Source organism: Streptomyces sp. 130 (genome assembly GCF_007096885.1).
GTDB lineage: Bacteria > Actinomycetota > Actinomycetes > Streptomycetales > Streptomycetaceae > Streptomyces.
On record NZ_VJNO01000004.1, the window covers coordinates 158,768 to 176,963 of the forward strand.

General features: G+C 72.3%; 19 protein-coding genes. 8 read left to right on the forward strand and 11 right to left on the reverse strand.

Annotated elements, in window-relative coordinates:
• The first annotated feature begins 116 nt into the window (after positions 1-116).
• Positions 117-497 carry a VOC family protein gene (locus tag FKN01_RS05745; protein WP_143617065.1) on the forward strand — a complete coding sequence of 127 codons (381 nt, stop codon included), beginning with the start codon at positions 117-119 and terminating at the stop codon, positions 495-497.
• A 61-nt stretch (positions 498-558) separates the two neighbouring features.
• Positions 559-990 carry an SRPBCC family protein gene (locus tag FKN01_RS05750; RefSeq protein ID WP_143617067.1) on the forward strand — a complete coding sequence of 144 codons (432 nt, stop codon included), beginning with the start codon at positions 559-561 and terminating at the stop codon, positions 988-990.
• 12 nt (positions 991-1,002) lie between these two features.
• Here FKN01_RS05750 and FKN01_RS05755 read toward each other — a convergent pair whose 3' ends face one another.
• The 4 genes from FKN01_RS05755 to FKN01_RS05770 all read right to left on the reverse strand — a co-directional run bounded on the left by FKN01_RS05755 (position 1,003) and on the right by FKN01_RS05770 (position 5,509).
• Positions 1,003-1,491, reverse strand: a complete 489-nt coding sequence (locus FKN01_RS05755) for a flavin reductase family protein (RefSeq protein ID WP_143617069.1) — start codon at positions 1,489-1,491, stop codon at positions 1,003-1,005.
• Between the two features lie 110 nt (positions 1,492-1,601).
• Positions 1,602-2,918 (reverse strand): phosphatase PAP2 family protein, encoded by a 1,317-nt coding sequence (locus FKN01_RS05760; RefSeq protein WP_398931225.1) that lies wholly within the window; start codon positions 2,916-2,918, stop codon positions 1,602-1,604.
• 279 nt (positions 2,919-3,197) lie between these two features.
• Complete coding sequence (locus tag FKN01_RS05765) at positions 3,198-4,994, reverse strand: cellulase family glycosylhydrolase (protein WP_143617073.1); 1,797 nt, start codon at positions 4,992-4,994, stop codon at positions 3,198-3,200.
• Positions 4,995-5,227: 233 nt separating this feature from the next.
• Positions 5,228-5,509, reverse strand: coding sequence for a hypothetical protein (locus FKN01_RS05770; RefSeq protein ID WP_260696784.1), 282 nt, complete (start codon positions 5,507-5,509; stop codon positions 5,228-5,230).
• Positions 5,510-5,681: 172 nt separating this feature from the next.
• On the opposite strand from FKN01_RS05770, the gene argJ reads away from it, so the two are divergent.
• The gene (gene argJ, locus FKN01_RS05775; RefSeq protein ID WP_143617078.1) at positions 5,682-6,875 is read left to right on the forward strand and encodes a bifunctional glutamate N-acetyltransferase/amino-acid acetyltransferase ArgJ; all 1,194 of its coding nucleotides are present in this window, start codon (positions 5,682-5,684) and stop codon (positions 6,873-6,875) included.
• A 51-nt stretch (positions 6,876-6,926) separates the two neighbouring features.
• Here argJ and FKN01_RS05780 read toward each other — a convergent pair whose 3' ends face one another.
• From FKN01_RS05780 to FKN01_RS05790, 3 genes are all read right to left on the reverse strand, one after another.
• Entirely contained in the window at positions 6,927-7,295 is a 369-nt protein-coding gene (locus tag FKN01_RS05780) for a DoxX family protein (protein ID WP_143617080.1), read from the reverse strand.
• A 3-nt stretch (positions 7,296-7,298) separates the two neighbouring features.
• The gene (locus FKN01_RS05785; protein ID WP_143617082.1) at positions 7,299-7,898 is read right to left on the reverse strand and encodes a TetR/AcrR family transcriptional regulator; all 600 of its coding nucleotides are present in this window, start codon (positions 7,896-7,898) and stop codon (positions 7,299-7,301) included.
• Positions 7,899-7,978: 80 nt separating this feature from the next.
• Positions 7,979-8,869, reverse strand: coding sequence for an LLM class F420-dependent oxidoreductase (locus FKN01_RS05790; protein ID WP_143617084.1), 891 nt, complete (start codon positions 8,867-8,869; stop codon positions 7,979-7,981).
• A 202-nt stretch (positions 8,870-9,071) separates the two neighbouring features.
• On the opposite strand from FKN01_RS05790, the gene FKN01_RS05795 reads away from it, so the two are divergent.
• Positions 9,072-10,616, forward strand: a complete 1,545-nt coding sequence (locus FKN01_RS05795) for an MFS transporter (RefSeq protein ID WP_260696785.1) — start codon at positions 9,072-9,074, stop codon at positions 10,614-10,616.
• A gap of 17 nt (positions 10,617-10,633) precedes the next feature.
• Here the strand turns inward: FKN01_RS05795 and FKN01_RS05800 are convergent, their stop codons facing one another.
• On the reverse strand, positions 10,634-11,266 hold the full coding sequence (locus FKN01_RS05800; protein WP_143617086.1) for a TetR/AcrR family transcriptional regulator: 633 nt from the start codon (positions 11,264-11,266) through the stop codon (positions 10,634-10,636).
• A 103-nt stretch (positions 11,267-11,369) separates the two neighbouring features.
• On the opposite strand from FKN01_RS05800, the gene FKN01_RS05805 reads away from it, so the two are divergent.
• The 3 genes from FKN01_RS05805 to FKN01_RS05815 all read left to right on the forward strand — a co-directional run bounded on the left by FKN01_RS05805 (position 11,370) and on the right by FKN01_RS05815 (position 14,652).
• Entirely contained in the window at positions 11,370-12,545 is a 1,176-nt protein-coding gene (locus FKN01_RS05805) for an FAD-dependent monooxygenase (RefSeq protein ID WP_143617088.1), read from the forward strand.
• Between the two features lie 764 nt (positions 12,546-13,309).
• Complete coding sequence (locus FKN01_RS05810) at positions 13,310-14,080, forward strand: restriction endonuclease (protein ID WP_185992757.1); 771 nt, start codon at positions 13,310-13,312, stop codon at positions 14,078-14,080.
• A 311-nt stretch (positions 14,081-14,391) separates the two neighbouring features.
• Positions 14,392-14,652, forward strand: coding sequence for a hypothetical protein (locus FKN01_RS05815; RefSeq protein ID WP_260696786.1), 261 nt, complete (start codon positions 14,392-14,394; stop codon positions 14,650-14,652).
• Between the two features lie 25 nt (positions 14,653-14,677).
• Here the strand turns inward: FKN01_RS05815 and FKN01_RS05820 are convergent, their stop codons facing one another.
• The 3 genes from FKN01_RS05820 to FKN01_RS05830 all read right to left on the reverse strand — a co-directional run bounded on the left by FKN01_RS05820 (position 14,678) and on the right by FKN01_RS05830 (position 17,482).
• Entirely contained in the window at positions 14,678-15,931 is a 1,254-nt protein-coding gene (locus FKN01_RS05820; protein WP_143617090.1) for a sodium:proton antiporter, read from the reverse strand.
• A 162-nt stretch (positions 15,932-16,093) separates the two neighbouring features.
• Positions 16,094-16,342 carry a DUF5133 domain-containing protein gene (locus FKN01_RS05825; RefSeq protein ID WP_143617092.1) on the reverse strand — a complete coding sequence of 83 codons (249 nt, stop codon included), beginning with the start codon at positions 16,340-16,342 and terminating at the stop codon, positions 16,094-16,096.
• Between the two features lie 237 nt (positions 16,343-16,579).
• Complete coding sequence (locus FKN01_RS05830) at positions 16,580-17,482, reverse strand: DUF3626 domain-containing protein (protein ID WP_185992758.1); 903 nt, start codon at positions 17,480-17,482, stop codon at positions 16,580-16,582.
• Positions 17,483-17,615: 133 nt separating this feature from the next.
• Here FKN01_RS05830 and FKN01_RS05835 point away from each other — a divergent pair, with 133 nt between their 5' ends.
• Positions 17,616-18,164 (forward strand): hypothetical protein, encoded by a 549-nt coding sequence (locus tag FKN01_RS05835; RefSeq protein WP_143617094.1) that lies wholly within the window; start codon positions 17,616-17,618, stop codon positions 18,162-18,164.
• Positions 18,165-18,196 lie beyond the last annotated feature (32 nt).

Sequence of the window (18,196 nt, forward strand, 5' to 3'; positions counted from 1 at the left end):
GCAGGCCTGCCGTCGGCGTCGCCGGCGGAACCACCGGTGACCGGGTGTGACCGGAGCCGGTGCGGGTACGCGGAGCTGCGTCCGCAGGAACGAGGAACCTGAACAGGAGGACGGTCATGGCGGTGCCCAAGACGGGTCTGCTGGTGCTGGACTGCGCCGAACCGCAGGAGTTGGCGGACTTCTACGCCGCCCTGCTGGGGGCCGAGGTCCGTCCCGGTGACGACCTCGATGTCATCGAGGTGGTGGGCGCGGCCGGAATCCACCTCGCCATCCGCATGGACCACGGCTACGCACCGCCGAGCTGGCCGAGGCCCGACGACTCGCAACAGGCCCACCTGCGCCTGCTGGTCGCCCGCGAGGACATGGACGAGGCGGAACGGGAAGCGGTCGGCCTCGGCGCACGTCCCCTGGACACGAAGAACAACGGTGGCGCGCGCGACGCCCGCCTCTACTCCGACCCTGCCGGACACCCCTTCACGCTGGCCACACGCTCTTAGGACGGGCCGGCGGCGCTACTCACATCCATCTACGCACATCCATCTACGGCTAGGAGTTCCCATGTCTTCCTCGATCGTCGAAACCGTCGACATCAAGGCCCCGGTCGCCGTGAGCTGGGCCCTGTGGAGCGATGTCGCCCGCTGGCCCGCCTTTCTGAGCCACGTCCGTCGTGTCGACCCGCTGGACGCGCGCCGGTTCGCCTGGCAGCTCTCCCTCCCCGGTGCCGACAAGGAGTTCGTCGCCGAACTCACCGAGGTGATCCCGGAGAACCGGATCGCCTGGAGGACCATCGAAGGCGTGCAGCACGCCGGGGTCGTCACCTTCCACCGGCTGGACGACGAGTCGAGCCGGGTGGCCCTCCAGATCGAGTACGACCCGCAGGGTTTTGTGGAGTATCTGGGCGCCCTCACCAACCTGGACTCGGTGCTCGCCAATTACGACCTCGGCGAGTTCCAGAAGCTGGCCGAGCGGACCGCGCGGGGCGACTTCTGACGGCTCAGGCGCTCACTCCACGGGGTGGCCCGGCGGAATGTCGATGGCCCCGGTGATCGACAGGAACGGGAAACCCCCGTCCGCCGGGTGGCACACCTCTTCCGGGGCGAGCAGATGCCCGACGTGGTCCCCGCCGTCGACGCGCCGCAGGACGCGGCCCACGAACCACGCGGGCGCCTCGTCCAGCACCGGCACCCCGCCCGGCCCTGGGTGCCAGGCGACCCGGGCGAACTTGTCCGTACGGTCGCCGGACTCACCGCCGAAGAGCCGGGCCAGGGCGTCCTGGTCGCGGCGGAGCAGGTGGACCGCGAGCCGGTCGGCGCGGGCGGCGACCCGGCAGGTCCGGTTCAGCTCCGAGAGCCACACCATGAACCGGGGCGGCCGCATCGAGCACTGCGAGCCGAAGCCGACCAGGCAGCCGGCCCGCTCGCCGTCCGCCTCGGCGGTGACGACGTACATCGGATAGTCCAGCGCGTCGGTGAACCGGTCGAATGCGTGCACTGCGGGTCGCTCCTTGCCGGAATCTCGGGTCTCTGACGGCAGCACCCCGCCGGTTCGCGAACCGGCGGGGTGCTGCGTGGTCACACGTTACCCAGGACGTGGACGGCGGCTCAGGCCATCTCGGGCTGCGGCTCCAGCTTCGGAACGGCCGCCGCCTTCGGCTCCCAGCGCCGGACGGTCCGTACGTACCCGCAGATCACCGAACCCATGGCCAGGATGAGCAGCGGTCCGAACAGCCACGGGTGGTGGGCCATCTCCAGCGACAGATAGCGGTACGACAACAGGAGCGCGGCGAAGACCACGGTGCCGTAGGCGACCAGGCCGACGGCCGGCCGGTCCCAGCCGCGTTCCAGCGCGCGCATGCCCGTCTCGATCGTCAGCGTGAACACCACACCGGCGACGAGGTCAGCGCCGTAGTGGTAGCCGAAGCCCAGGGTCGCGGCGAGCGTGGCGACGAGCCAGAAGGCGCCAGCGTACTGGAGGAACTTCGGGCCCTTGCGGGAGTGGATGAAGATCGCGGTGGCCCAGGCGGTGTGCAGGCTGGGCATGCAGTTGCGCGGGGTGATCTCGTCGAACGGCATGTGGTGCGGGGTGCCGATCGGCACGGCGGTGTCCGGCCACATGTCGCCCACGGCCCAGTGGCCGCCGTCCGAGCCGAACGCGAAGATCGGGCCGACCACCGGGAAGATAATGTAGATGGCCGGGCCGAGCAGGCCGATCACCAGGAAGGTGCGCACCAGGTGGTGGCCGGGGAAGCGGCGCTCCGTGGCCACATTGCGCAGCTGGTACAGCGCCACGCACACCGCGGCGACCGCGAGCTGTGTGTAGACGGCGTCGAGGAAGTGGGCGCCGGCCGAGCCGGTCGCCTCGATGAGCCGCCCCACCACCCAGGACGGGTTGCCGAGCGCGTGGTCGGCGTTGGCCATGTACTGGTCGAGCACCTCGGGGCGGGTCTTCGACGTGATGACCAGCCAGGTGTCACCGGTCTTCCGCCCGGCCACCAGCAGCAGACCCAGACCGACACCCTTCAGGAGCAGTACGCGCTCCTGGCCGGTGCGGCGGGTGAGGGCGATGACCGTGACACCCACGATCACCCACAGCGCGCCGTTCCCGAAGGGGTGGCCCTCCTTGACCGGGGCGTCGGCCACCCACCTGATCAAGGCGATGACGATGTCGATGCCCGCGGCCACACCGACCGCGATGAACCGCTGACGCCAGGTGAGGACCACCATCATCAGGCCCATGCTGGCGTACAGCAGGAAGCCCGATTTGGGGGCGATCACGACTTCTTGGACCTGAGTGGTGACCGGCCCCGGCAGGCCGTAGTGGCGCGCGGCGATTTCCAGCGCGACGAGGAACGCGAGTGTCACCACCGCCGCCGCAGTCCATAGGATCGCTCGTGGCCGACGCCATGCGGCGAAGGGTATTCGGCGGTTTATACGCGAAAACACCCGCGATGCTGTAGATATCAATTCTCTGGCCGATGTCCTGGGTTTTGGTCAAATAGGTCGCTTTTCATGCCACATGGCATGGTGTGCGGGCGATGAGGGCGGTCGCCGGGGTGGGATCATGCTAGCCGAGGTGTTTCGACGGATATTTCGGCGGTCGCGTCCACGTTCGAAAGCGGTGTCCCGAATGCGGTGCAGCCCGCCACGAGGGGCGGGCTGCACCGCTGCCTTCCGGAGCGGGTGGTGCGGACGGGACGGTCAGGAGAGCGTGCAGCTCACGGTCGGCACGGCTCCGGCGGCCGGTGTGCCCTGGAAGCCGAAGCTGGTGTGCGCCCCGGCCGCGAGCGCTCCGTTGTAGCCGGTGCTGGTGACGGTGACGGCGGCGCCGGTCTGGGTGTAGGCGGCGTTCCACATGTTGGTGATCTTCTGGTTGCCGCCGTAGGTCCAGGTCAGCTTCCACGAGGTGGCCGCCGACTTGCCCGTGTTGGTCACGGTGACGTCCACCCCGAAGCCGCTGCCCCAGTCCCCGTTCACCGTGTAGACCGCCTTGCAGCCGGTGTCGCCGCCGGAGCCGGTGGTGGTGGCGGTGACGGACGCGGAGGGCGTGGAGGTGTTCCCCGCCGCGTCGCGCGCCCGGACGGTGTACGTGTACGAGGTGCCGGACGTCACACCGGTGTCGGTGAACGTGGTGCCGGTGGCGGTGCCGGCCTTGGTGGCGCCCCGGTAGACGTCGTAGCCGGTGACCCCGGTGTCGTCGGACGCGGCCTGCCAGGACAGGGAGACGGAGGTGCCGGTGGTGCCGGTGACCGTGAGGCCCGCCGGGGCGGTGGGCGCCTGGGTGTCGTCATCGCCGCCGCCGCCGCTGCCGAAGCCGGGCGCCTTGATGCTCGCGAGGTAGCCGTCCTTCACGGTGTCGACCGTGGTCCAGTCGTCCTTGAGGATGCCCCCGGTGTCGCCGGAGTTCGGGTTCCAGGACCAGAAGGTCCAGGAGAAGCTGTCGCCCCCGTACTGGCTGGTGGGCCGCAGGTAGTCGGCCAGGGCCTTCAGCCACTTCTGGTCGGTGGTGGACTGGAGCGTCGTGCCGAACTCGCCGACCCACACCGGGGCGATGTTCTGCTTGAAGATGTAGCCCCAGTACTTGTCCCAGACGCCGGGCATGTTGTCCGGGAACGAGGAGTCGGTGAACCACGGCTGCTGGGCGACGCTGGTGGCGTAGTCGTGCGCCGAGTACACCACCTTGTGCGGCACGCTCAGCTCTACCGGGTACTGCCCGACGCCCATGAGGTTGCCGCCCCACCAGCCGGACACCCCGTCGAAGGTCTGCACGCCCTCCACGAAGATCAGCAGGTCCGGGTTAACGGACAGCACGGCGTCCCCGCCGCGCTGCGCCGCGAGCCGCCAGTCCTTCGTGGTGTCACCGCAGCCCCAGCAGGCGGGGTCGTGGGGCTCGTTGTGCAGGTCGATGCCGACCACCGCGTCGTTGCCCGCGTACCGGGCGGCCAGCGACGTGAGGTTGGCGAGCCAGGTGGACTCGGGGACGGCCGAGGTGTACCAGAGCGCCGACTGCCCCGCCGAGTCGGGGCGGTGCCGGTCCAGGATGACCTTCATGCCGACGTCGCCCGCGTGGTCCACGATGCGGTCCATCACCTGGAGCGAGTCGAGGCCCGCCAGGTCGGTGTTCATCCCGGCGGAGAAGTTGATGCTCGCCGGTTCGGTGCCGGTGAAGATGTCGTCGCTGTAGGGCAGCCGGATGGTGTTGTAACCCAGCGACTTCATCTGGTCGATCATGCTCTTGTAGTCGCGGGACCAGAGCCCGTGCGGCACGTAGTTGGCGGTCTCGAAGCCGAACCAGTTGATCCCGGCGATGCGGACCGGCTGGTTGCTCGCGTCCAGGATCTGCCGTCCGCTGGTGTGCCAGTAGCCGGAGCCGGCGGCGGCCGCGGTGGCCTCGTCGGCCGATGCCGCGTGGGCGCCGGCGAGGGGCAGGAGCAGGGCCGCCGCGGCGACGGCGACGGTTCTGGCGGCTCTTCGGACGGTGCGGAGAGGGTGGCGCATGGTGCTGTTTCCTCTCTCGGAGGCGCGGTGCGCGGCGCGAGGATGGTTTGGGAGCGCTCCCATCTCGCGCCGCGCGCCGCTCCGCCTGTGACAAGGGGGGCGGGGGTGCGGGGGTCGTCGCTCCCGCTCGCTCGCCCGAAGCCGGGCGGGTCGCGACCCGGCGCAATAAAAGCGATAAAGCAATGAGCATGTCAATGGACGTGCGGCGTTCATGTGTTGAACGCGGGCGCTCCCTAGCAGGTGCAGCCGGTCGCGTAGAGCGCGAGGAAGAGGGTCACTGCGGAGGTGAGCGCGAAGAACCCCGTGGTGACGGCGGCGGCACCTCGTCGCCCGGCGCCCTTCGGGCGGCTGCGAAGTGTCACCCAGGCGCCGTGGGCGAAGGCGGCGCCGGCGAGTGCCGTGCCCGCCACGGTCAGGCGGGGGTTGACCGCCCAGCTCAGGTGGGCCACCCAGGCGAGAGTGCCGAGCAGTATGCAGGCGGCGAAGGTGAGTACCACGTCGCCGGCCGTCTCCATGACGAATTCCCGCAGGTGCCCCCAGATGCACTTTACGGCCCTTCGCGTGCCCATAGCGCCCCCCCCCTGCGGATTCTCCGGCTCGCAGGAAGGGACTCGTGAAGCGGTGCGGGGGTTGCCCGGCTGTGAAAGGGGTGGACGCGCGCCTCGTTCCACTGCAAGGATATGTCGCATGACGCATGATCATGCATTGCGAGCGAATGGCCCACTGGCCTGGCCCACCGGCTTTCGCGGGTACACCGGCCACGGTGGATTGCGTGATGCCGGGGACGACATCTCGATCGTCGCCTCGGACCGGCCGGCCACCAGCGCCGCCGTCTTCACGCGGAGCCTCTTCGCCGGTCCGGCCGTGCTGCTGAGCCGCAGACACGCCGCGGGGCGCACCCTCCGCGCCGTGACCACCCTGGCGCAGAACGCCAACGTCGCGACCGGCCGCCGCGGCGAGGAAAATGCGGCCGAGGTCGTCCGGCGCGTGGCCGAAATCCTCGGCATCCCCGAAGGCGACGTGCTCATCGGCTCCACGGGAGTCATCGGCCGCCCCCTGCCGATGTCCACGATCCTCCCGCACTTCGACAGAACCGCCGAGCGGGGCCTCGCCGCCTTCACGGCCGCGCCCCAGGACGTGGCCCGCGCGATGATGACCACCGACACCCGCCCCAAGACCGCCTCCCGCACCGTCGGGCAGGCGCGCATCGTGGCCGTGGCCAAGGGGGTCGGCATGCTGGAGCCCGACATGGCCACGATGCTGGCCTACGTGTTCACGGACGCCGAAGTGTCACCGGCCGACCTGGACGCCGCGCTGCGCGGGGCCGTGGACCGCACGTTCAACTGTCTGAGCGTCGACACCGACACCTCCACCTCGGACACCGTGGCCGTCATCGCCAACGGGGCCGCCGGGCCCGTGGACCCCGTGCTGTTCGCCGACGCGCTGGCCGATCTCTGCCTGGACCTCACCCTGCAACTGGCGAGCGACGGCGAAGGGGCCACCAAGCTCCTGCGCGTCACCGTGGGCGGTGCCCGCGACCGCGCGCAGGCCAAGCGCATCGCCAAGAGCGTGGTGAACTCGCCCCTCGTCAAGACCGCCGTCCACGGCGCCGACCCCAACTGGGGGCGGGTGCTCATGGCCATCGGCAAGAACACCGACGAAACCGACATCGTCCCGGGGCGGGTCACCGTGAAGTTCGGCGACATCGCGGTGTATCCCGAGGAGCCCGAGGCGGCCACCCTGGCCGAGCTCGTCGACGTCATGCGGCGCGACGAGGTGGACATCGCCGTCTCGCTCGGCGTCGGTGAGGGCGAAGCGACCGTCTACGGCTGCGACTTGACGGCCGACTACGTCCGCGTCAACGCCGACTACACGACCTGACCGGCGGGTCCGCCGCCGCGGTGTACGCGCGCACCGCGGCGGCGGACCGGGTCACACCCGTACGAAGCACCCCACCAGGACCGCCAGCGAGACCGCCAGCATGCCAAGGCAGTTCACCCAGAACGTCGTGTTCAGCGCCCGGGCGCGGATGTGCGCGGTGGCCGCCGCGAGGAAGTAGACCACGATCGCCGCGGTCGTCGTCATGGCCACCCCGGGCACCCAGAAGCCGACGACGAGACCCGCGACCGAGGCGGCCTTGGCGGTGATCAGCACCCACCACCACTCGCGCGGCAGCAGCACGCCCTCCAGGCAGTCCACGATGAACCTCGGCGGGCGCAGCATCATCGCCGCGTCACCGGCCTGGATGACGAGCAAGACCACCACCGGCCATACCGGAGAGGGGAGTTCGAGGAGTGACATGGGTCAGTTCCCTTCCTGCGCGGTGACGAAGGCGGCGATGGTCCTGAGCCTCGCCGCCGTCTGCTGCGGTTCGGTCGTTCCGGCGGCGAGCAGCATCAGTTCCCCCAGGTAGCCGGCGAACATCACCTGCGCGCCGAGCCGGGCGCGCGCCTCGTCCATCCCGTCGTTCACCATCGCGGCCGTCAGGTTGTCCTCGGAGAGGGCGCGGAGCGTGCCCAGGGCGGCGTTGTCCGGCCTGCCCCGGGCCAGGGTCCGGAAGTACGCGCGGGCGAGGTCGTCGTTCTCGGTGAACAGGGCCAGGAACGGGTCGAAGTAGTGCGCCAGGTAGTCGACGGCGGGCGGTGCCGATCCGGCCTCCGCCGGTTCGGGCGGGGCGGGAATGCGGTCGGCGATGGCCTGGTCGTACACCAGGCCCAGCAGCGACTCCTTGTCCCCGGCCGCCATGACCGCGCCCACCGAGACCCCGGCCTCCGCCGCGATCTGACGCACCGTCGTGCTCTGGAAGCCCTGCTCGCGGAAGAGCCGGGCGGCGGCCCGCACGACGCGGGCGGTGGTCCGCCGCTTCTGCTCCGCACGGGTTGAGTGAACGTGTTCACCGAACATGTTCACCAATGTACGGGGGCGGCTCCGCCCATGCAAGAGCCCCGGCCCGCGCAGCCGCAGACCGGGGCTTTGAAGAGGTTCTACAGCTCGTCGCCGAACGCCTCGGCCAGCTCGCGGTACTCGGCCAGCGGCAGCCCCGTCCTGCCCCCGTCCGCGGTCACCACCTGGAGCGCCACGTGGTCCGCGCCCGCCTCCACGTACTCGCGGGTCCGCGCCTTCACCCGCTCTGCGTCGCCCAGCGCGAAGAGGGTGTCCAGCAGGCGGGCGCTGCCGCCGCCGTCGAAGTCGCCCTCCGTGAAACCGAGGCGCAGCAGGTTCGAGGTGTAGTTCGGCAGCTTGAGGTACATCGCCAGCATTCCGCGCGCCGTGTCGCGGGCCCGGTCGAGATCGGTGTCGAGCACGACGGACAGCTCGGGCGCCAGCAGCGCGTCCGGGCCGAGGGCCTGCCGTGCCTCCGCCGTGTGCGCGGCGGAGACGAGGTAGGGGTGCGCGCCCAGCGCCCGGTCGGACGCCAGCTTCAGCATCTTCGGGCCGAGCGCGGCAAGGACCCGGTGCCGGGGGCCCACACAGGGGTCCGCGGCGTCCAGGGCGTCGAGGTACTCCACCATCGCGCTGTAGGGCTTCGCGTACTGGGGGACCAGCGCGTCGTGGCTGACACCCAGGCCGAGGACGAAGCGTTCCCGGGCGCCCGCGTCGATCGCGGCGATCCGGGCGGCCACCTCCTCGGCGGTGTGGCCCCAGATGCTCAGGATGCCGGTCGCGACGGTGATGGTCCGGGTGGCGTCGACGACCGCGGCGGCGTCGTCGGGCGAGGGACTGCCGCCGAGCCACAGCGTCCCGTACCCCAGTGCCTCGATCTCGGCCACCGCCTCGGCGATCGCCTTCTTCCCGTCGGCGTCCACCCGCGACGCGTGCAGCGCACCGCTCCAGATGCCGACCCGGCCGAACGTCTCATGCTTGTCGGAAGTCATGCCGGGGACAACAGCGCCCGGCCCGCGCTATTCCCGCGCCTGCTCCGAACGGGTGAGCCGTCCCCCGACACACCGTCAGCGGCCCGCGCCACCCATGTGGCTCAGTCGCCGCGTGTGCGGCGGCGGCGCCGGGGCAACTGGCGGATATTGGATGCTCTGCGACCCCGCAGGACGCGCCCGCCCGGACGAGGAGGTAGCTGCCGTGACGACCCCCGCCGCATCGGAGGGACCCGGAGACAGGGAACATCGCCCACGTGGGGGAGGGGACCGGGGGCGCGACCGGCGCGACGAGGCGGCGGCGCCCGGCGACTCCGGCGTGGGCACCGTCACCACCGCCGTCCCGGCCAGACTCGACCGGCTGCCGTGGTCGCGCTGGCACTGGATGATCGTCATCGGTCTCGGCACGGTGTGGATCCTGGACGGCCTCGAAGTCACGACGGTCGGCAACATCGCGAGCCGCCTCTCGGAGGACGGCTCCGGTCTGGACATCACGTCCGCCCAGGTCACCGGGCTCGCCGCGGCCCTCTACGTGGCCGGTGCCTGCACGGGTGCGCTGTTCTTCGGCTGGCTCACCGACCGCTACGGCCGCAAGAAGCTGTTCATGGTGACGCTCGCGGTCTACCTCGCCGCGACCGCCATGACCGCTCTCTCCTTCAGCGCCTGGTGGTTCTTCCTCTTCCGCTTCCTCACCGGCTTCGGCATCGGCGGCGAGTACGCGGCGATCAACTCGGCCATCGACGAGCTCATCCCCTCGAAGTACCGGGGCCGGGTCGACCTCATCATCAACGGCAGCTACTGGCTGGGCGCGGTCGGCGGCGCACTCCTGTCGATCGTCATGCTGGACACCGACATCTTCCCCAAGGACCTCGGCTGGCGCCTCACCTTCGCGCTCGGCGTCGTCCTGGGCCTGGTGATCCTCCTCGTGCGCCGGCACGTCCCGGAGAGTCCGCGGTGGCAGTTCATCCACGGCCACGGCGAGCAGGCCGACGAACTGGTCGACGCCGTCGAACGGGAGGTCGAGGAGGAGAAGCACGAGAAGCTGCCCCCGCCGGCCGGGGAGATCACGATCCACCAGCGCAAGAGCATCGGCTTCGGGCTCATCGCCAAGACCGTCTTCCACAGCTACCCCAAGCGCGCGGTACTGGGCCTGTCCCTCTTCATCGGGCAGGCGTTCCTCTACAACGCGATCACCTTCGGGTTCGGCGCCATCCTCACGACCTTCTACGACGTGGAGAGCGGGCACACCGGCTACTACTTCGCGGTGATCGCGGCGGGCAACTTCATCGGCCCGCTCGTGCTGGGCAAGCTGTTCGACACCATCGGACGGCGCGTCATGATCGCCACCACGTACATCCTGCCGGGCATCCTGCTCTTCATCACGGCCTGGCTCTTCGACCGGGGCTCGCTCACCGCCAACACCCTCACCGCGTGCTGGTGCGTGGTGCTGTTCTTCGCGTCGGCCGGCGCGAGCAGCGCGTACCTCACGGTCTCCGAGGTCTTCCCCATGGAGACCAGGGCGATGGCCATCGCCTTCTTCTACGCGATCGGCACCGCGGCCGGCGGGATCAGCGGCCCCCTGATCTTCGCCGACCTCACCGAGTCGGGTGTCCCCGGCGACACCGCCCTCGCGTTCTCCATCGGCGCGGCCCTGATGTGCGCGGCGGGACTGGTCGCCGCCTTCCTCGCGGTCGACGCGGAGCAGCGCTCCCTGGAGGACATCGCCAAGCCCCTGTCCCAGACCTCGTAACGCCCCGGGCGCGTCCCTCAGGCCGGACCCGGCGTCGCGGACGCGGGTCCGGCCAGTCCGTGCAGCAGCAGCCGGGTCAGCGTGTCGATGATCTCGTCGTCGGAGACCTCCGGCCGCCCGGCCCCCGCCGTCGTCACCGCGAACGCGAGCTGCGAGACCATCGCCCCCATGGCGGCGGCCACCACGGCCGGGTCGCCCGGGAGCCGGTGCCCCCGGTCGCGCAGCCAGACCAGATGCTCGCGGAAGACCCCCGTGTCCCCGGCCAGGGCCGCCCAGGCGCGGCCCTGGCTCGGAGGTCCCGCGAAGGTGGTCTGCATCATCGCCACGATCACCGGCAGATGGTCGCGGACGACTCCCCAGGTGACCGCCAGATGCGCACGCAGCTGAGCCGGGTCGGTGAGGTCGTGGTCGGCCGGGTGCTCCCGCGCGCCCATCTCCGCGTGCAGTTGGGCGTTCAGGTCCCCCACCAACGCCTTGAGCAGGGCTTCCTTGTCCGCGAAATGCGCGTAGAAGGAGCCGGTGGCGCGCCCGGCCTCCCGCGTGATGTCGGTGATCTTCGTATCGAGGTAGCCGCGCTCGGCGAACAGCCGGCGCGCCGCCCCCTTCAGTGCCGCCTCGGTCTCGGCGGCCTTCTCCTTGCGAACGCCCATCGGACGGGCTCCTTGTCGCGCTTGACGTGCGGTCGGGTGCCCATCATAGTGAACCCGAGTTCGATGAATTAAGATTCAGTGAATATGGATTCAGGGAGCTGATGTGAACGTCATCGTGGTCGGCGGGGGAGTGGCCGGAGCGGCGAGCGCCATCGCGTTGCGACGGCTCGGTGTGGAGGTCGCGGTCTACGAGGCGTACGCCGAACCGGCGGGCCGGGTCGGTTCGTTCCTGAGCCTCGCCTCCAACGGGCTGCGGGTGCTGCGCGCCCTCGGCGTCCTGGAACAGGTGCGGCGCGCGGGTGTCGAGGTACCGCGTCAGCGCATGTGGGCCGGGTCCGGCAAGCTGCTCGGGGACGTACCGCGGGGACGGCTCGGCGGCGACGACCTGCACAGCGTGACGCTGATGCGCGGCGCCCTCGTCGAGACGCTCCGCGCCGAGGCGCTGGCCGCCGGGGCGCGCATCGTCACCGGTGAACGCCTGGTGGACGCCGTCGCGACGGAGACCGGTGTACGCGCGGTCTTCGCGAGCGGCCGCACGGCCGAGGCGTCGCTGCTCATCGGTGCGGACGGCATCCACTCGGTGACCCGCACCCTGCTCGACCCGCACGCCCCCGTGCCCGCCTACGCCGGTCTGTACAGCATTTCCGGTGTCTCCGAAGGCGTGTCCGTCGAACCCGGCGTCTTCCACATGACCTTCGCCCGCAACGGCGCCTTCCTCCACCTCGCGGCCCCCGACGGCAGGGTCTGGTGGTCGGCCCAGGTCGCGAGCCCCGGGGAGCCGGACCTCGACCGCGCCGAAGGCGCGTGGCTCACCCACCTCGCCGGTCTCCACCGGCACGAACGGGTGCCGTCCGCGGTCCTCGCCGCCACCACCGCACTGCACCGCCCCACCCTGACGCACACCCTGGACGCGGTGACGGTCCGGCACGACGACCGCATCGTGCTGCTCGGGGACGCCGACCACCCCGTGGGCGCCGGCCAGGGCGCCTCGATGGCACTGGAGGACGCCCTCGTCCTCGCGCGTGCGCTCGGCACGGAAAGCTCCGTCCCGGCCGCCCTCTCGGCCTACGACGCGGCGCGCTCGGGCCGGCTCGCCCGGATGGCCAGGGCGGCGGCGGGCAACCGCGACTCCAAGACGGCGGGCCCGCTCGGCCGTTGGGCGCGGGACCTGATGATGCCGGTCGGCATCCGCCTCTTCTACGAGAAGGCCACGAGCTGGCTCTACGCGTACGACTGCGGCGAACTGCCCGCCACGCGTGCGGGCGTGCCCGGCGACTGACGTACGCGGCGAGGCTCGGGAGCCCTCGCAGGGGCCGTACGACGGACCGGGCCCGGTCCGGCTGACGACCGCGCCGGACGCCCGCCGCGTCGAAGAGTTCGCTCGGCGGCCGGCCGACGACCTGTCCCGCCCCTGCGCACGGGGCGCCGCCGGCGGGCAGGGCGGCCGTCGAGTCGCCGCGGGAGGTGCTGGTCCGGGAGGTGCCGGGCGAGCCGTGGACGCCGGTGCGCCGCGCCCCGACCGGGCCGGCACCGCTCCGGGACCGGCGGTCGAGGCCGCCGGCCCCGGCCGGGCCGACGACGCGGCGGCCGTGCCTCGCTCGGCGTTCCCGGGCTCGCGGTTCACAGAGGCGTCGGGGCGGATGATGGGCGCGGGGCGCGGGGCGCGGGGCGCGGGGCGCGGGGCGCGGGGCCGCTGGGCCGCCGGCCGCCGGCCGCCGACGCCCGCTGCCTGCGCGGGCGCGACGAGCGGGCAACGCGATGGCGGCGGTGACGGTGCGGCCCGCCGGCCCGCTGGTCCGGGGCGGCCGGGGCGGCGACCCGGGATCGGCGATCCGGATACCTCGGTCGGACCATACGCATTGACCATGTGACGACCCGGCGCCCACCTAGCCACCAACTCCGGCGGCCACGCCTCCGCACCCACCACCAACACCGACAGCACACCGGGCCGCCTGAGCGCGGACACCGCTCGCCGATCATGGACGGAGTCGTTCGGGGCACACGGCGGGCGACGACATACGCGACCCGCCGAAGGAGACGCCGGTGCCGATACGCAGAACGAGAGGCGTGACACCCCGCCCCCGCGCCACGCGCGCCCTGCGGAGCCCCCTGCTCACCCTCGCCCTCGCCGGCGCGGTGATCGGCGCCGCGGCCCTGCTCTTCGTCCGCTTCGCGCACTGGGCCGGTGCCCACCCGGTCACCGCCGTGCTGCTGGCGCTGCTCGCCCTGCCCGTGCTCTACGTCCTGTTCCGGGCCATGCCCCGCGCCCGCGAGCTGCGCCGGGCGGCCCGTGCGGGCATGACCCCGCCGGCCGGGGAAGAGGCCGCCCCCGAACCGGCTCCCGCCCCGCGGGCCCCGGCCGCCCCCACCGACGCCCACGACGGGCTCACCGCCGTACTCCCGCCCCCCGCCCCCGACTTCGCCGCCCTCGACCCGGACGGCTTCGAGGCCGCCGTGGCGGCGCTGTGCGAGCGGGACGGCTGCCAGGACGTCGAAGTGGTGGGCGGCGCCGGTGACCTGGGCGCCGACGTCCTGGCCACGGCCCCGGACGGCCGCCGCGTCGTCGTGCAGTGCAAGCAGTACGGCCCCGAGCACAAGGTGGGCTCCCAGGACCTCCAGCGCTTCGGCGGCACCTGCTGGACGGTCCACGGCGCGCAGCTCGCCGCCGTGGTGACGACCAGCGAATTCACCGCGCCCGCCCTGGAGTACGCCGAGGCGTGCGGCATCCGCTGCGTGGACGGCACCGCGCTCACGGCCTGGGCGGAGGGCTCGGGCGCGGCCCCCTGGGGCCCGGCGATGCTGGACACGGCCTGAGAAGCCCCGCCGGAGCCCGGGCGCCGGCTCCGGCAGGGCTGCACGAACGGCCCGGCGCGGCACTCCGGGTGCCGCCGCGCCGGACCGGGGCGCCGGTTGCGACGTCCCGGAACCGGCCGTCTGGCTGGTGGGCCCGGGCCGGGCGATCCTGGCCCATGTCATCGTCAGCGTGGACGCCCGCCAACCCCCGCAGCAGCTCCAGGAGACACGTCCTGGCCTCCAGCGTCAGCGGATGCCATGGGCATGCCTCCCCCAACCCCGCCCTGGCCGTTTCGGCCCGCCTGGCCGTCGCGGCGGTGTCCGGAGCATGGATGGACGACTCCCACGGCCGCATCCGGGGACTGCCCGTCCGGACCGCGGTGGACGACCTCCACGACGCCGCACGGGCGACCGCCGCCGAGCACGGACGGCTGCACGCGGTTCGGCTGCTCCGCCGGAAGCTGCCCGGCCTGCCGCCCTCGGACGCCGCCGGCTACGCGCGCACCCTGCTGGACGGCGAGCCCTGCCCGCGCACCTCGTGGCCGCCGCGAGGGCGGAGCTGGTGGAACCCGTCAACCCGGCCGAGATGGTGAAGACCGTCCGGCCGGGCCGCGCACCCTAGGAGACGCGCTCCCGCCGCCGGTCCAGGCGCCGGATCACCGGGGTCGCCGTCGCGCCGTGCAGGAGTACGGAGACCAGGACCGTGAAGGCCGTGACCGCCCACAGCTCGTCCGCGTACCGCGTGAAGGGCCCCTCGCCGAGCGCGTACGCCAGGTAGAACAGCGAGCCGATGCCCCGGATGCCGAACAGGGCCGTGACCGCCCGTTCGCGCGCCCCGGCCGGGAAGCCCAGCTGCGCGGCGGCGCCGGCGGCCGGGCGGATCACCAGGACGAGGGCGAGGCCGAGGAGCGCCCCCTGCCACGGGAGGTCCGCCAGGCCGTCGGCGACCAGGTAGCCGCCCAGCAGGAACAGGAGCACGGCGGTCAGCAGGCGTTCGATCTGTTCGCTGAAGCCGTGCAGCACCTGGTGGTAGCCGTGGCTCCGTTCGGCGCCCCGGATGGTGCACGCCGTGACGAACACCGCGAGGAATCCGTACCCGTGGACCAGCTCGGTCAGCCCGTACGCGGTGAACGTGGCCCCCAGTGCGGTGAAGCCCTCCATCTGCTGCGAGAGGCGGACGTGCCGGGAGCGGAAGAACAGCCGGCCGAGCAGCCGCCCCACGGCCACCCCCGCGACCAGTCCGACCGCCGCCCGCACCAGCACGTCCGCCAGCAGCCAGTGGCCGATCCACCCCGCCGACCAGCCGTCGCCCGCAGCCGCCGCCAGCGCCACGGCGGCCAGCACGAACGGCATGGCGAGCCCGTCGTTGAGACCGGCCTCCGAGGTCAGCGTGAACCGCACCTCCTCCTCGTCCTCCTCGTCGTCGCCGCTCGTCGGCTCACCCACCCGCACCTCGGCCGCCAGCACCGGGTCGGTCGGCGCCAGCGCCGCGGCCAGCAGCAGGGCCACCGCCGGCGGCCAGTCCATGAGCCACGCCCCGAGCAGCGCCACGCCCCCGACGGTCAACGGCAGGGCGAGTCCCAGGAAGCGCCAGGCCCCCGCCCAGGCACGCCATCCGAAGGGCCGGTCGATGGCGAGCCCGGCCCCCATCAGCGAGACGATCACGCAGACTTCCGTCACATGCTCGACCCACACCCGGTCCCGTACGGGATCCACGACGGGCACGCCGAGGGGCGGCAGGGCGATCGCCGCACCCGCCACGAGGAACACCATGGGCATCGAGAAGGGACGCCGACGGACGAGCGGGGGAAGGACCGCGGCCATCAGGATGCCGATCCCCGCAGCCGCGTATATGCCGTGCACCAACGTCATCCGGTACCGCGTCCTCCATCGGGTCGGCCGCGGGCGGCCACGTCGGCCCCGTGTGCGGCGGGAGGAATCCCGGGTACCCCGCGCCCGGGGCCGCACACGCCGGCCGCCGGCGCCCCGGATCTCCAGGGGCACCGGCGGCCGGTTCCACGTGCCGGACGCACGTCAGACGGGGACGGCCCCCGAGTGGTCGGCCCGGTCGGCCTCCGGGGCGGGGGCGCCGCGGCTCAGCAGGGCGTCCGCGGTACTCAGGGCCTCGCGCACGTCACTGACGCCCGTCATGATGCACAGGGTGTACGCGGTGTCCTCCCGCTGCCGGACGGTCTCCGGGGTCGAACGGCGCTCGTCCTCGATCACCGCGTCGGCATAACGGGACAGCGCGGCACGCAGGTCCGCGGGCGTGGGAAGCAGCACAGCCAACTCCTCCTCAACTGAACTGACCCTCCCGAGCCGATGGGGCGGCCGGGGCAGGGGCGTCGCTCACGACGACCATCGGATTCCCCGTCACACGCGAACCATTCCAACCGTTTTCGGCCGAAGAAGAATTCCCGTACCGCCGTTGACGGCCCCGCTACGGGGCACACGTGCCCCATGGCCGGGGCGGCCGCCCTGCGGATGTGGACACCCAGCCCCGCACGGCAGGCCCCCCGGTCATCCGTCCTTCCCGGCCGGCACGGGCTCCGCCGACGAACCGGCGACCGCCGTGCTCCGGTCCCCGTACGGGTAACCGAAGCGTGCCAGGCAGTGCCACACCTTCTTGGCCGCTTGCGGGTCGAAGCGCCCCGCGCGCACCGCGGTCCCGATCACGCGGGGATCGAGGACACCGTCCACGGCGACGGCCTCGCCCAGATCGACGTACTCCTGCCCCCGATAGCCGGGATGCCGGCGCAGCTCGTCCACCGTGAGGCGGAACCCGGGGTGCCACTCCACCGGACAGCCCAGCCGCCCGGCGGCCGCCTCCACATCGGTGCCCCGGTAGCAGGGGTCCAGGACCAGCGCCTCCACATGGCGGTCCGGCCGGACCGGCCCGTGCACCTGCGCCTCGATGTAGTCGTCGAGCACATCCTGCTCGTCGGCCAGCGCGAGAGGGACCAGGCCCATGCGTGTGGCGACCCCGAAGTCCGTGGGTTCGAGGAAGCTGTCCGGATAGCAGAAGGTCGTACGCTCCAGCGCCCCGACACCCAGCCGGAAGTGCGCGGAGCCGAACCTGGGCGCCCCGCCGACCGCGTACCGGCGGAAGTTCAACGCCCCGTACACCGGCCGCTCCCCGGCCGGTGCGTCGTCGTACGCACCACCGAAGATCCTGCTTTCCCAGCGCCACCGGTCACCGCCGGGACGGGCCGTCAGGCCGCCGTTGCTCGTGCCGGTCACGAACTGTGACGCGTAGACACCGGTCGCGGCCATCGCCTCCAGCAGGGGCCTGCCGTCCAGCAGCCGGTCCGGGTGGAAGTTGAGGGTCACGCGCAGGGCGGGGTCCACCGCCGGACCCGACGCGAGCTCCGCGACATGGGCGAGGGCACGCTGCTGGGCAGTGGGGAAGGAAGGTGCGTCCATCGGCACAGTGTTGCCGCAAGCGGCCGCAGAGCGCAGGGAATTATCCGCCCGTACGGCGACCGGCGCCGCGCAGCCCCCTACGGCGGGACGCTATGGTCTTTCCGCCGTGCACAGGACCGACCGGGGGGCCTTCGTGAGTCTGACCGCACAGATACTGCCGCTCGCGGGCGTCGCCCTGGGCGCCGTCACCTCGTTGCTCGTGACCAGCGCCAACGAGCGTACGAAATGGCGCAGGCAGCAGGCCGTCCGGTGGGACGAACGCCGTCTCACCGCCTACGCCGACTACGCTCACGCGGTCAAGGAGCTGGCCGCGCGCTACCAGATGCTCGCCGCCGGCCGGGGACTCACGACCGGTCCCATCCCCGTGGAGGCGACGCCCGAGGTGCTGGCCGAGGTGGGGCAGCTGGAGTCGCGGCGCTCCGCGCTCTCGGAGACGCTCGGCCTGCTCGGCGACACGGAGGCGAACACCGCGTCCAAGTCCGTGGACCACTGCCTGTGGCGGCTGGAGTCCCTGGCCCGGGGCGTCGGGACGGCGGCCGAGCAGGACTGGGACCAGGCGTACCTGGAGTTCCGGCAGGCGCGGGACCGTTACGTCGACCGCGCTCGGGCCGGCCTCGGTGTCCCGGGGGCCGCGGCCCGCGCCGTGCCCTGGCCGGACGGCTGGCGGCCCACCGCCGGCTGAGCGGCGCCGGCGCGCCGTGCGCTACCTTCCTG

Excerpts from the sequence above, each read along its gene's own strand:
- FKN01_RS05745 (WP_143617065.1), top strand. The coding sequence starts at position 117 with ATGGCGGTGCCCAAGACGGGTCTGCTGGTGCTGGACTGCGCCGAACCG.
- FKN01_RS05750 (WP_143617067.1), top strand. The coding sequence starts at position 559 with ATGTCTTCCTCGATCGTCGAAACCGTCGACATCAAGGCCCCGGTCGCC.
- FKN01_RS05765 (WP_143617073.1), bottom strand. The coding sequence starts at position 4,994 with ATGCGCCACCCTCTCCGCACCGTCCGAAGAGCCGCCAGAACCGTCGCC.
- FKN01_RS05770 (WP_260696784.1), bottom strand. The coding sequence starts at position 5,509 with ATGGAGACGGCCGGCGACGTGGTACTCACCTTCGCCGCCTGCATACTG.
- argJ (WP_143617078.1), top strand. The coding sequence starts at position 5,682 with ATGACGCATGATCATGCATTGCGAGCGAATGGCCCACTGGCCTGGCCC.
- FKN01_RS05780 (WP_143617080.1), bottom strand. The coding sequence starts at position 7,295 with ATGTCACTCCTCGAACTCCCCTCTCCGGTATGGCCGGTGGTGGTCTTG.
- FKN01_RS05785 (WP_143617082.1), bottom strand. The coding sequence starts at position 7,898 with ATGTTCGGTGAACACGTTCACTCAACCCGTGCGGAGCAGAAGCGGCGG.
- FKN01_RS05790 (WP_143617084.1), bottom strand. The coding sequence starts at position 8,869 with ATGACTTCCGACAAGCATGAGACGTTCGGCCGGGTCGGCATCTGGAGC.
- FKN01_RS05800 (WP_143617086.1), bottom strand. The coding sequence starts at position 11,266 with ATGGGCGTTCGCAAGGAGAAGGCCGCCGAGACCGAGGCGGCACTGAAG.
- FKN01_RS05815 (WP_260696786.1), top strand. The coding sequence starts at position 14,392 with ATGGACGACTCCCACGGCCGCATCCGGGGACTGCCCGTCCGGACCGCG.
- FKN01_RS05820 (WP_143617090.1), bottom strand. The coding sequence starts at position 15,931 with ATGACGTTGGTGCACGGCATATACGCGGCTGCGGGGATCGGCATCCTG.
- FKN01_RS05830 (WP_185992758.1), bottom strand. The coding sequence starts at position 17,482 with ATGGACGCACCTTCCTTCCCCACTGCCCAGCAGCGTGCCCTCGCCCAT.